Consider the following 12,247-nt stretch of genomic DNA (forward strand, 5'->3'; position numbering starts at 1 on the left):
TGCTCACAGTCCGAGGGTATGTGGCAGCCACAGCGACAGCGCAGGGATGTAGGTCACCATCAGCAGCACCAGGAAGAGCGCGATGAAGAAGGGTTTCATGGCGCGGGTCACGGTGGTGATCGGTAATTTGCCGACCGCGCTGCCGACGAACAGCACGGTGCCCACCGGTGGCGTGATGAGGCCGATACCGAGGTTCACCATCATGATCATGCCGAAATGTACCGGATCGATGCCGAGCGCCGTGATCACCGGCAGCAGGATGGGGGTCAGGATGAGGATCAGTGGTGCCATGTCCATCAGCGTGCCCAGCACCAGCAGCATGACGTTGATCATCATCAGGATGACGTAGCGGTTGTCCGAGATCGAGGTGAAGAAGGCGGTGACCTTGAGCGGGATCTGCATCAGCGTCATCAGATAGCCGAAGGTGGCTGCGAAACCGATCAGGATCATGACGATGGTGACGGTCTTCACCGTACGATGCATCAGCTTGGGCAGGTCGCGCCACTTGTAGTCGCGATACACGAACATGGTGATGACGAAGGCGTACACCACGGCAATCGAGGCCGACTCGGTGGCGGTGAACACGCCCGTCAGGATGCCGCCGAGAATGATGACCATGGTCATCAGGCCCCACAGTGCGTCGGCACAGATTTTCAGCGCCTTGCGCAGCGGAATGACGTCGCCCTTGGGGTAATTCTCGCGGCGGGCGATGAACAGGCACATCACCGCCAGCGTCAGGCCCAGCAAGAGTCCGGGTACGACGCCGGCCATGAACAGGCTGGCGATCGATACGGTGCCGCCGGCCGCCAGCGAATAGATCACCGCATTGTGGCTCGGCGGCACCAGGATGGCCTGCACCGAGCCGCTGACGGTGACTGCGGTGGCGAACTCGCGTGGATAGCCCTTGCGCTCCATTTCCGGGATCAGCACGCTGCCGACCGAGGCGGTATCGGCCACCGACGAGCCGGAGATGGCACCGAAGAAGGTCGAGGCCAGGATGTTCACCAGCGACAGGCCACCGCGGATGAAGCCCACGAGCACGCCAGCAAAAGCCACCAGCCGGTGCGACATGCCGCCTTCGGCCATGATGGCGCCGGCGAGCACGAAGAAGGGGATCGCCAGCAGCGAGAATTTATTGACGCCGGCTGCGAGCTGGATCATCACTGCGTCCAGCGGCAGGTCGATCCACAGCGCGCCGACCAGGGCCGCCAGCCCCAGCGAATAGGCCACCGGTACGCCGATGGCGATGAACAGTGCGAGGCTGCCCAGCAGAACGAGCATGTCCATCATGCATCTCCTTCGGCGGCGTGTTCTTCGTAGCGGACGATGTCGCGATCCTGCTGGCTGCCGAAGACGATTCGCTCGATGACGAACAACAGGGTGAAGGCACTCCCCAGCGGTAAGGGAAGATAGGTGATGCCCACCGGCATCCATGGCAGCTCGGCGACGGTCTGGCCCATGGTTTCATACGACAGCAAAATGCCGTAGCCGGCAACGAAGAGGCAGATCGCCAGCATCAGCAGGTCAACCAGCTTGGCGCAGACGCGTTGCAATTCGGGCGACAGGGTGTCCGTCAACATGGATACCGCAATATGGCCGCCGGCACGATAACTGGCGGCGGCGCCGACGAAGGTGAAGATCACCATGAACAGAATGGACACCGGCTCCGGCCAATGTGATCCGGTGCCCATCACATAGCGTGCGAATACCCCCCACGGAATGATCAGTGACATGAACAGGATGGAGAAGCCGGCGATCCAGATGCACAGGACGTAGAGCCGGTCCATGAATCTGATGTATGGGTGGTGCATGGCGATGAACACTCCGGAAGTCGGGGGCGGCGTGCCCGCAGGCATACCGCCCCTGATACGGCCGACCAGGTCCGAGAACCTGGCTTACTTGGTCGCTTCGATGCGACGGATCAGGTCGGCATAGTCGGCGCCGTATTTCGCGCGAACCGGCGCCGTGGCGTCATAGAAGGGCTTGGTGTCGACATCGATGAACTCCACCCCTGCGGCCTTCAGCTTCTGCGTGCTGTCGGCCACGCTGTCGTTCCACAGCTTGCGTTCTTCCATCTGCGCTTCGCGACCGTACTTCTTGAACAGGGCCTGGTCTTCGGGCGACAGCTTGTTCCAGGTGACCTTGGACATGACGATGATTTCCGGAATCATCAGGTGTTTGGTCTGGGTGTAGTACTTGGTGCCGGTGGTGTAGTGGTTCGAGGTAAAGAGGCTGGGTTCGTTGTTCTCGGCGCCGTCGATGACGCCGGTCTGGAGCGCGGTGAAGACCTCGCCATAGCCCATCGAGATGCCGTTGCCGCCCATGGCGTTCATGGTGTCGATGAACAGCGGATTGCCCATCATGCGGATCTTCAGGCCCTTGAGGTCTTCGGGCGTGCGCACCGGCTTCTTGGTATAGAGGCTGCGGCTGCCGGCGACGGTGAACGCCAGTGCCACCATGCGCGCCGACGAGTTGGAGATCTTGTCCAGCATTTCCTGGCCGATGGGACCGTCCAGTACCGCATTCAGGTGCGCTTCGTTGCGGAACATGAAGGGCATGTTGAAGACATTGACCTCGGGCACCACGGTGCCGACCGGACCCAGCGAGGTGCGCAGGATCTGGATGGCGCCGACCTGGGTCTGCTCGATCATCTCCTTCTCGCCACCGAGCACACCGCCGGGGAACATCTGGAACTTGATGCGGCCATTGGTGGCCGCTTCGATCTTCTTGCCCATGTTCTCGACCGCGACCACGGTGGGGTAGCCGGGCGGATGTACGTCGGCCGCCTTCATCACCATCTCGGCATGGGCGGTGGTCGGAATGAGCGCGGAAAAGCCCAGGCTGGCCACGAGTGCGCCGATGGCGAGAAATGTTCTGCGTGTTTTCATTGTCAGTCTCCTTCCTGCTTCTGGTGGTGAGGATGTCGGCCTGGGTGCATCTGCACATCGGGTCCGGCGGGTGCTGCGAAAACGCTGTTTCAATCGAATGGGCCCTTGGTCACGAAGCCGCCGCCCTGGTAGCGCGCAACCGGATCGTCGAGGTCGATGTGCTGCTGACGCGCCTCGACCGCTTCGCGGAAGCGGTCCGAACTGTCCCGCGGGCGGTAGCCGATGTGTCTGGCGTACTTGTTGTCCCACCAGGTGGTGGCATTGTCCGACATGCCGTAGATGATGCTGTGGCCGACGATGGGGGCCGTCAGGCTGGCCACAACCAGCCGTTCCAGGTCGTCGAAGCTCATCCATGTGGCGAGCATGCGGCGATCGGCCGGCTCGGGAAACGAGGAGCCGATGCGCAGGCTGACGGTTTCGATGCCCCAGCGGTCGAAATACAGCTGGGCGAGATTCTCGCCGAAGGCCTTGGACAGACCGTAGAAGCCATCGGGCCGTACAGGGTCGCGGGCGTCGATGACTTCGTCCTGGCGGTAGAAACCGGTGACGTGGTTGGAGCTGGCGAAGATGATGCGCTTGACGCCCTGCTTGCGAGCGGCTTCGTACAGGTTGTAGGCACCGATGATGTTGCCGGCGAGGATCGGCTCCCAGGGCTGCTCGGTCGACACGCCGCCCATGTGGACAACGGCATCGACGCCCTCGAGCAGGGCGAGCATGGCGTCCTTGTCTTCCAGCGCAGCGGTCATGACTTCTTCGCCGGCATTGGGCGCGCCGAGATCTGACCGATGGCTCACGCGCAGGACATCGCAGTACGCGGGCAGACGGGCGCGCAGTTCGCGGCCGAGGTTGCCCGCGGCGCCGGTGAGCAGGAGACGCTTGAAGCGGATGGTTGATGCGGGTTTCGAAAGCATGATCTTGATCCGGTTGTTGAGAGAAGGGCTCAGACCTTGAACCGGGCCGCGAGCGCATCGGCACTGGCGCGCAGCAGGTTCTGGTCGGCACCGACGGCAACGAAGAGGCAGCCGAGTTCGACGTAGCGCCGGGCCAGTGTTTCGTCGCCGGTCAGGATGCCTGCCGGCTTGCCGCAGGCCTTGATGCGGATGATCGCGTCCTCGATGGCGGCGAGCACATCGGGGTGCTTGGGATTGCCGAGGTGGCCCAGGGCGGCGGCGAGATCGCCGGGGCCGATGAAGACACCATCGATGCCGTCAACATTGGCGATCGCTTCGAGGTTGTGCAGGCCCTGCACCGTTTCCACCTGCACGAGCACGCAGATTTCTTCGCTGCAACGCTTGCCGTAGTCCTTGATACGCCCGTATCCGGCGGCACGGGGCGCGCCCGCATAGCCGCGTACGCCATACGGCGGATAGCGCGTGAAGGCCACCGCATCACGCGCTTCCTCGGCGGTCTGCACGTAGGGAATCAATACGGTCTGCACGCCGATGTCGAGCAGGCGCTTCATCGTCACCATGTCATTCCAGGGCGGGCGGATGATCGGGGTGGCGGTGCCGCCCGTCATGGCCTGCAGCTGCGACAGGATGGTCTCGACCTCGTTGGGGGAGTGCTCCATGTCGAGCAGCAGCCAGTCAAATCCGCAGCGGGCGAGGATTTCGGTACTGATGTTGCTGCACAGGTGCGACCACAGGCCGATCTGCTTCTGACCGGACTGTATGGCGTGCTTGAAACGATTGGTCGGTAGATCCATGGTCATCCTCGCCGTGTTGGGTGTTTTGGCGTCATTGCCGGGCGCGCCCGGCGGTCGGGGGTTCAGTTGCCGGCGACCTGGTGGTTGCCGGCAATTTCGAGTGCGCGCACCAGGGCGGAGTGGTCCCAGCCGGCGCCCCCGTTGGCGACGCAGCTGCTCATCAGCTGCTGTGCGCTGGCGGTATGCGGCAGGCTCAGCCCCAGGGCGCGGGCACCTTCGAGCGCCAGATTGAGATCCTTCTGGTGCAGTTCGATACGGAAGCCGGGGTCGAAGGTGCGCTTGATCATGCGTTCGCCGTGGACCTCGAGAATGCGCGAGGCGGCGAATCCGCCCATCAGCGCCTGGCGTACCTTGGCCGGGTCGGCGCCGGCCTTGGCGGCGAACAGCAGCGCTTCGCCGACGGCTTCGATGTTGAGGGCGACGATGATCTGGTTGGCGACCTTGCAGGTCTGGCCGTCACCGTTGCCCCCCACCAGCGTGATGTTCTTGCCCATCAGCTCGAACAGGGGCTTGACCCGCTCGAAACCGGCTGCGGACGCACCGACCATGATGGTCAGGCTGGCGGCTTTGGCGCCGACTTCACCGCCGGAGACCGGGGCGTCGAGGTATTCACAGCCGAGCGCGTTGATGCGCGCTGCAAAATCCTTGGTCGCGATGGGCGAGATCGAGCTCATGTCGACCACCGTCTTGCCCGCGTCGAGTCCGGCGGCAACGCCGTCCTCATCAAACAGGACTGCGGCCACATGCGGCGTATCGGGCACCATGATGAAGATGATGTCGGCCTGCTGCGCCACTTCGCGGGCACTGGCGCATGCCTGTGTCCCCTTGTCCGTCAGTGCCGCCGGGACGCCGCTGCGGCTGAAGGCCGCCAGTTCGTGACCGGCGGCCAGCAGGTGGCCGGCCATCGGGGTGCCCATGATGCCGAGTCCGATGAATCCGAGTTTCATGTCGTGTGCTCCGTCAGAAAGGGGTTTGGAGTGGCTGTTGCCGGTGACGACTTAGCGCACCATGCACGGACGCTTGTTGTCGAAGCGCCAGCCGGGAATGAGGTACTGCATCGCGACGGCGTCGTCGCGAGCGCCCAGGCCCATGCCGAGATAGCACTGGTGGGCCTTTTCGAGTTGATCGAGGTCGAGTTCGACACCAAGCCCGCCATGTGTGGGCACGGCAATCTTGCCGTCGACGATCTGCAGCGGATCACGTGTCAGGCGCGAATCGCCCTCCTGCCAGATCCAGTGGGTGTCGATGGCGGTGATGCGGCCGGGCGCGGCAGCAGCGACATGGGTAAACATCGCCAGCGAGATGTCGAAGTGGTTGTTGGAATGCGAGCCCCAGGTCAGGCCCCACTCGTCACACAACTGTGCCACCCGCACCGATCCGGCCATGGTCCAGAAATGGGGGTCCGCTAGCGGGATGTCGACCGATTGCAATTGCAGCGAGTGGCCCATCTGACGCCAGTCGGTAGCGACCATGTTGGTGGCGGTGGGCAAGCCGGTGGCGCGGCGGAATTCGGCCATCACTTCGCGCCCGGAGAAGCCGTTCTCGGCGCCGCAGGGATCTTCGGCGTAGGCCAGCACGCCGTGCAGGTCACGGCACAGGCGGATGGCGTCGTCGAGCAGCCAGCCGCCGTTGGGGTCAAGCGTGATGCGGGCGTCGGGGAAGCGCGCATGCAGGGCGTGAATGGCCTCGACCTCCTCCTCGCCGCGGAGCACGCCGCCCTTGAGCTTGAAGTCATTGAAGCCGTATCGCGCATAGGCGGCCTCGGCCAGTCGCACCACGGCATCCGGCGTCATCGCGGCCTCGTTGCGGACGCGGAACCAGTCGTTGTCGACCATCGACTCGTCGCGATAGGGCAGATCGGTCAGCTTGCGGTCGGCGATGAAGAACAGGTAGCCCAGCATCTCGACCTCGGTACGCTGCTGGCCGTTGCCGAGCAGGGCGGCGACCGGCACGCCCAGAAACTGGCCGAGCAGGTCCAGCATCGCGGCTTCGACCGCGGTCACTGCGTGAATCGTCGTGCGCAGATCGAAAGTCTGCAACCCGCGGCCCCCTGCGTCGCGGTCGGCGAACTGGCGGCGCATGGCGTTGAGCACGGCATTCCAGTTGCCCAGGGCTTGTCCGACGATCAGCGGGCGGGCGTCTTCCAGGGTCTGGCGGATCTTCTCGCCGCCGGGAACTTCACCGACACCGGTATTGCCAGCACTGTCCTTGAGGATGACGATATTGCGGGTAAAGAACGGGCCATGAGCGCCGCTGAGGTTGAGCAGCATGCTGTCGCGACCGGCAACGGGCACGACCCGCATTGCGCTGATGGTCGGAGTGGAGGAAGCCGGGCCTGCCTTGTTCATGGGAATCGTGCGCCTTGAAAACTGTGTAGATGTCAGACATCTTATGAATAGGTGCCACCAAAATCAAGAAAAATGTGATTCGTGAAGAAGTTTTTCTTATTGCGCTGCAGCGTGGCCCTGTCGCGCCGCCGCTATTGGCCTGTTTGCTGGAGAAATGGTGAGTGCGGCGCTGCAGAATGGTGATGGGTGGAGTTTGGGGCGGCGTCGGAAAGTGGTGTCCGTGAAGAAGAGGGTGGGTTATGTGTTGCTTGCGGGGAGGAAAAACCGGATCTGTTTCCTATACTATGTGATCAGACAACATACAAAGTAAGGGCGGGTTTTGGCATGCTATGCTCGGCCTGCGTTGCCAACGCGCATTGGAACAAGATATGAACATGCATACCTCAACATCGACCGGAGAGCCCCCACGGCGCAGAGCGCGGGGTCTTGCGCACGAACTCGTCGCCGAACTGACCCGTCGCATACAGTCCGGCACCTTGCGACCGGGTGACCGGCTGCCGACCGAATCCGAAATCGTCCGCGAACAAGGCGTCAGCCGCACCGTGGTGCGCGAGGCGATTTCACGCCTGCAGGCGGGCGGGCTGGTGGAGACGCGCCACGGCGTGGGCTCCTTCGTGCTGGCCCGCTCGCCGAAGTCGACGGGCAGTCTGAGCATCGATCCCGGCACCCTGATGACGGTGCGCGATGTCATTGCGATTCTCGAGTTGCGCATCAGTGTCGAGACCGAGGCCGCTTCGCTGGCGGCATTGCGCCGCACCGAGGCGCAACTTGGTGCGATCGACGCGGCGCTGGACGGCTTTCGGGCCGCGGTCGGTGACCAGCGCGCCTGCGTGGGCGCGGATATCTCGTTTCACATGGCGATTGCGGATGCGACCTGCAATCCGCATTTTTCCGATTTCATGCGATACCTCGGCGAGGCCATCATTCCGCGCGCCCGGGTGAACACCGCCCAGTTGGCCGGCGACGATTTTCAGCAATACCTGTACCGGGTCAATCGTGAGCACGAAGACATCTACAATGCGATCCGCCGGCAGGACCCGGAGGCGGCGCGGGCGGCGATGAGAACGCACCTGTCCAACAGCCGCGAGCGACTGTTGCGGGTGCAGGAGGAAGCCGAACGCGGCGAGTCGGCCTGAGCGTCAGGACGCACGGCTTTTTGGACTTGATATTCAGTGGACGTCATCGTCGGCATCATCCTGCCAGTTTTCGGTACGCTCGGTCTTGGCTACGGCGCAGCGCGCTTCCGTGTGTTTGACGATGCGGCCAATCGGGGACTGTCGCTTTTCGTATTCAATTTCGCACTGCCGTTGCTGCTGTTTCGGGCCATTGCGCAGACGAAGCTGCCCGACGCCCTGCCCTGGGGGTACCTGCTGTCGTATTATCTTGGCGCATTCGGGGTGTTCGGCATGGCCATGCTGACAGCTCGCCGTGTCTTTGGTCGGCGTCTGGATGAACAGGGCGTGCTCGGGCTCGGGGCATCGTTCTCCAATACCGGCATGCTCGGCATTCCGCTGGTGGTGACGGCTTTTGGCGCCGATGCCGCGCTGCCGCTGTTCGTGATGATCGCGTGTCACAGCCTGTTGATGCTGCCTCCGACAACGGCGGTGATCGAAGCCGGGCAGGGTGACAGACAGTCGATTGTCGCGCTGCTGCTGAGCCTGTCGAAAAGTATCCTGTCGACGCCGATCATCTGGGGCTTGAGCGGTGGCCTGGCGATGGCCTTGCTCGGCGTCGACATACCCGGGCCACTCGATGCGGTGGCCAAGGGCATGGGCGGTGCGGCGACACCCTGCGCCCTGTTTGCGCTTGGCGCTTCGCTGACCCGCTATCGCCTGGGTGCCAACCTTCGGGAACCCCTGGTTCTTGTCGGGCTGAAGACCATCGTGCATCCTGCGCTGGTGTGGTTGCTGGCCACGCAGGTGTTCGATGTGCCGCCGCTGTGGGCGATGACCGGGGTGACGCTGGCCGCGCTGCCGGCCGGAATCACGCCCTATCTGTTTGCGCAACGCTACGCGGCCTGTCAGGCGACGGTGGCATCAGCGGTGTTTCTATCCACCGTGTTTTCGGTGCTGAGTCTATCCATTCTCTTGCTGATGCTTCGTGCCTGAGGCTCGGGATCGGCAGGTCGGGTGTCGGGGGGCCAGGGCCCATGCCGGATCCGAATTGACGCAATCATGAGGCGGGTCGATGTCCGGGTTTCTCGAGGTTGTTGATTTTTCCTTCGTCGTGACCGGGCCGATCTTCGTCATTCTCGCGCTGGGTGTCGTCCTGCGGCGCACCGGCCTGATCACCGACGGCTTCATTGAAGGGGGGTCGAAGCTCGTCTTTACGGTCGGTTTGCCCGCCCTGCTCTTTCTCAGCATCAGCAAGACGCAGGGTGTGGACTCGGCCCCCTTCGACATGATCGGCTTTGGCTTGCTGGCGACCTTTCTGCTGTATCTGGCGCTGGAAAAGGTGGCGAAGCATGTCGTCGAACCGGCGCGCGACCGCGGCGTGGTCGTGCAGGGGGCGTTCCGCTCCAACTTCGGCGTAATCGGGCTGGCCTACTGCGCGAATGCCTATGGCGAGGCCGGTCTTGCGACGGCATCGCTCTACCTCGGTCTGATTACCATCCTGGTCAATGTGCTGGGTGTGATCACGCTCAGTCGCGCGCTGGACAAACCGCAGGGGCTGGGGCAGATGGTGCGTGGCGTGGCCACCAATCCCCTGATCATCGGCATTGTCCTGGCGCTACCGGTGTCATGGCTGGGCATATCGCTGCCCAGGATCGTGCTGCAGTCGGGACGCTATTTCGCCGACATGACCCTGCCTGTCGCCCTGCTGTGTACCGGCGCCTCGCTCAATTTTCGTTCCTTGCGACAGGAATTGGGCAACACCCTGCTCGCCATCGCCGGCAAGCTGGTGGTGATGCCCCTGGTGCTGAGTGTCGGCGCAGTGCTGTGCGGGTTTCGCGGGATCGAGCTTGGCACCCTGATGCTGATGGCGTCGGCACCGTCAGCCGCGGCAGGCTACGTGATGGTACGTGCGATGGGCGGCAATGCTGCCCTGGCGGCCAACATCATCGCCCTCACCACGCTGGGCTCCATCGTCACCACCAGCATCGGCATCATGGTGCTCAAGGGCGTGGGATGGATGTGATGCAGGGGCGATTGCCCAACTCGGGCAATTCAGGTTGCCCTTGGATACCCGCCAATCGGCGCCAGCAGTGACCGCGGTGTAAGATCTCGAACATATGTATTTAGTACTAGACGTGGCGGGCTGTTTACAGACCAAGGCAGGATGTTTTCGCTTGCCTCGTCGGGAGACTGTGCTTCATGTCGAGCTTCGCGCAGGTTCTCGTTTCCGCTCTATCCCGACGACCGCTGAAGTTGATTCGGGTCGTGGTGGGTGTCGGCTGCGCAATCGTGCTCGGGCTGATGTGGCTGAATCTGATCGCGAATCAGCGTGCGGCGGAAGCCGACGAGGTCGGGCGTATCCGTCAGCAGGCAAGGGTTCATGTGCGTGCAGCGGCGGATACCGTGCAGGCCGAGATCGACAATTTCGACTTTGCCTTGCATGCGGCACGTCAGGCGGCGATGGCCGGTCGCGAAGCCCTGAACATGTTCGGCAGCATCGTGACCGACGCGATGCCGCCGCAACTGGTGATCCAGTTGTTCCTTATCGATGCGTCGGGTTATCTCCAGTATTCCTCTCTTGGTCCGGCGCCACGCAACTACCTTGGTGACCGGGACTATTTCAGGACGCTCGCCGCGGCGAAGAATGACAGGCTCGTGATCAGCGATCCGGTCTACGGGCGCCTGTCCAACAAGTGGAGCATTCAGTTCGCGCGCGGGGTGTGGAAGGCGGACGGCGAGTTCATGGGCGTGGTAGCGCTCGCAGTGTCGCCGGAAACCTGGGTAACGAAGCTGAAGTCCTTCGAAGTGGAGCAAAGCGACGTGTTCGCCGTGCTCGGTGCGGACGGTTCGTATCTGTTGAGGACGCTGTATGCCGACGGCTATTACGGCAAACGTGTGCCTGGAGACCGCCCCTTCCTGCAACATCCGGAGCAGATGAACGGGGATTTTTCCGTGGCCGGCGCGCTCGACGGCGTGGCGCGCATGTTCGCATGGATCCGCTTGCCTTCGGGTCTGATCGTGGCCATGGGCATAGGGCTCGATGAAGCCCTGGCGCCCGTGCAGGCGCTTGGCCGCCAATCATTGCTGCGCACCTCCCTGCTCAGCAGTCTGCTGGTACTTGCGTCCGCTGCGCTGGTACTCGCGCTCGGCCGCTATGAGAAAGTGGTCGAGAAATCCCGTGCCCGCGAGGAACATTACCGGAGTGTGCTCGACAACATGGCCGAGGGCATCATGATCGTCGACAGCGATGATCGCATCATCGGCGTCAACCCGGCCTTCACCGGCATTACCGGATATGGGCTGGATGAAGTCGCCGGCCGCAACCCCGCCCTGCTGTCGCCAAAGACGCCGGGTGCGCGAAATCTCGGCGAGTTGATCGGGCGTTATCGCTCGGGTAGCTGGGAGGACGATTTCGATGGCGTGCGCTGGAATGGCGAGACCTATACCGGCCGGGCGACGCTTTCGGTCGTGCGTGCCATGGACGGACGGCTGACCAACCGTATCGTGCTGCTGGCCGATGTGACCGAGCGGCGGCGCAAGGACGGCGAGATCTGGCATCAGGCCAACTTCGACAGCCTGACGGGCCTGCCAAACCGGGCGCTGATGATGGACCGCCTCGAGCGCATGATCAGTCATGCGCGGCGCCAGCAGTCGTCGGTGGCCGTGCTGTTTGTCGATCTGGATCGCTTCAAGCCGGTCAATGATAATTTCGGACACGAGGTGGGTGACCGCCTGCTGTGCGAAGTTGCACGCAGGCTGGAGGCGCTGTTCCGGGAAGAGGACACGGTGTCGCGCATTGGCGGCGACGAGTTCGTGGTGCTGCTGCCGCGCGACTTCGAGTCGGCCGCACTCGAAGCCACGGCAAAGAAAGTGGTCGACAGGTTGTCGCAGCCGTTCGGCCTCGGCGACGACATGATCGAGATATCGTGTTGTGTCGGCATTGCCCGCTTCCCGGAGGACGGCGACAGTGCATCGGCGCTCATCCACAAGGCCGATGTGGCGATGTACCGGGCCAAGGAAAGCGGCCGTTCGGCCTGGAGCACCTAGTGCCGTGCTGCACTCTTGGCAGAACCTCGTTGTCAGGTGCTTTCCCCTTTTCCTGAACATACAAGGGGAAAGGAGCCCACCCCAATCCGGGAGTCTCGTTTGCAGCGTGTGTTGGGGCGGCGGTCAATGGGCCGGGGCCTGTAC

At 63.1% G+C, this 12,247-nt stretch carries 10 protein-coding genes and 1 pseudogene; 4 read left to right on the plus strand and 7 right to left on the minus strand.

Annotated features, from left to right (window positions below):
- Nucleotides 1-3: 3 nt before the first annotated feature.
- From J5J83_RS15715 to gudD, 7 genes and pseudogenes are all read right to left on the minus strand, one after another.
- The gene (locus J5J83_RS15715) at nt 4-1,287 is read right to left on the minus strand and encodes a TRAP transporter large permease (protein ID WP_212350734.1); all 1,284 of its coding nucleotides are present in this window, start codon (nt 1,285-1,287) and stop codon (nt 4-6) included.
- A complete protein-coding gene (locus tag J5J83_RS15720; protein WP_212350736.1) occupies nt 1,287-1,811 on the minus strand; it encodes a TRAP transporter small permease in 525 nt (174 codons plus the stop codon). The genes J5J83_RS15715 and J5J83_RS15720 overlap by 1 nt, the downstream gene beginning before the upstream one ends.
- 84 nt (nt 1,812-1,895) lie before the next feature.
- Nucleotides 1,896-2,888 carry a TRAP transporter substrate-binding protein gene (locus J5J83_RS15725; RefSeq protein ID WP_212350738.1) on the minus strand — a complete coding sequence of 331 codons (993 nt, stop codon included), beginning with the start codon at nt 2,886-2,888 and terminating at the stop codon, nt 1,896-1,898.
- A gap of 89 nt (nt 2,889-2,977) precedes the next feature.
- A complete protein-coding gene (locus J5J83_RS15730; RefSeq protein ID WP_212350740.1) occupies nt 2,978-3,799 on the minus strand; it encodes an NAD(P)-dependent oxidoreductase in 822 nt (273 codons plus the stop codon).
- Nucleotides 3,800-3,828: 29 nt separating this feature from the next.
- Nucleotides 3,829-4,593, minus strand: coding sequence for an HpcH/HpaI aldolase/citrate lyase family protein (locus tag J5J83_RS15735; RefSeq protein WP_212350742.1), 765 nt, complete (start codon nt 4,591-4,593; stop codon nt 3,829-3,831).
- A 62-nt stretch (nt 4,594-4,655) separates the two neighbouring features.
- Nucleotides 4,656-5,558: pseudogene (gene glxR, locus J5J83_RS15740) on the minus strand (2-hydroxy-3-oxopropionate reductase); the annotation flags it as partial.
- 33 nt (nt 5,559-5,591) lie between these two features.
- Entirely contained in the window at nt 5,592-6,941 is a 1,350-nt protein-coding gene (gudD, locus tag J5J83_RS15745; RefSeq protein ID WP_212350746.1) for a glucarate dehydratase, read from the minus strand.
- A 374-nt stretch (nt 6,942-7,315) separates the two neighbouring features.
- Between gudD and J5J83_RS15750 the strand changes: the two genes are divergently transcribed.
- From J5J83_RS15750 to J5J83_RS15765, 4 genes are all read left to right on the plus strand, one after another.
- Complete coding sequence (locus J5J83_RS15750; RefSeq protein ID WP_212350748.1) at nt 7,316-8,077, plus strand: FadR/GntR family transcriptional regulator; 762 nt, start codon at nt 7,316-7,318, stop codon at nt 8,075-8,077.
- Between the two features lie 36 nt (nt 8,078-8,113).
- Entirely contained in the window at nt 8,114-9,049 is a 936-nt protein-coding gene (locus tag J5J83_RS15755) for an AEC family transporter (RefSeq protein ID WP_212350750.1), read from the plus strand.
- Nucleotides 9,050-9,128: 79 nt separating this feature from the next.
- Nucleotides 9,129-10,079: an AEC family transporter gene (locus tag J5J83_RS15760; protein ID WP_212350752.1), complete on the plus strand. Its 951-nt coding sequence runs from the start codon at nt 9,129-9,131 to the stop codon at nt 10,077-10,079.
- Nucleotides 10,080-10,255: 176 nt separating this feature from the next.
- Nucleotides 10,256-12,103, plus strand: a complete 1,848-nt coding sequence (locus J5J83_RS15765; RefSeq protein ID WP_212350754.1) for a diguanylate cyclase — start codon at nt 10,256-10,258, stop codon at nt 12,101-12,103.
- Nucleotides 12,104-12,247 lie beyond the last annotated feature (144 nt).

This window comes from Azoarcus sp. L1K30, assembly GCF_018122735.1.
Taxonomy (GTDB): Bacteria; Pseudomonadota; Gammaproteobacteria; order Burkholderiales; family Rhodocyclaceae; genus Parazoarcus.